Here is a 680-nt window from a genome sequence, read left to right as displayed (position 1 = left end):
CAGCCTATCCACGTCTTCGTCTTAAACGTTCCTTCCGTGACCTCAAGTCAAGGGAAGACTCATCTCAAGGCAAGTTTCCCGCTTAGATGCTTTCAGCGGTTATCTCTCCCGCACTTAGCTACCGGGCAATGCCATTGGCATGACAACCCGTACACCAGCGGTGCGTCCACTCCGGTCCTCTCGTACTAGGAGCAGCCCCTTTCAATCTTCCTGCGCCCACGGCAGATAGGGACCGAACTGTCTCACGACGTTCTAAACCCAGCTCGCGTACCACTTTAAATGGCGAACAGCCATACCCTTGGGACCTACTTCAGCCCCAGGATGTGATGAGCCGACATCGAGGTGCCAAACACCGCCGTCGATATGAACTCTTGGGCGGTATCAGCCTGTTATCCCCGGAGTACCTTTTATCCGTTGAGCGATGGCCCTTCCATGCAGAACCACCGGATCACTAAGACCTACTTTCGTACCTGCTCGAACCGTCACTCTCGCAGTTAAGCTGGCTTATGCCTTTGCACTAACCTCACGATGTCCGACCGTGATTAGCCAACCTTCGTGCTCCTCCGTTACGCTTTGGGAGGAGACCGCCCCAGTCAAACTACCCGCCAGACACTGTCCTCAGCCCGGATAACGGGCCTAAGTGAGAACATCGAGCATTCAAGGGTGGTATTTCAAGGATG

The 680-nt window shown here is 54.6% G+C and carries 1 rRNA gene; it reads right to left on the bottom strand.

The features are described from left to right. A 23S ribosomal RNA gene (locus LGZ98_RS23985) occupies positions 1 to 680 on the bottom strand; the annotation flags it as partial.

Source organism: Photorhabdus kayaii (assembly GCF_025384895.1).
Taxonomy (GTDB): Bacteria; Pseudomonadota; Gammaproteobacteria; order Enterobacterales; family Enterobacteriaceae; genus Photorhabdus; species Photorhabdus kayaii.
The sequence above is the reverse complement of the archived record's forward strand: the minus strand, read 5'-3'. Positions and strand labels throughout refer to the sequence as shown.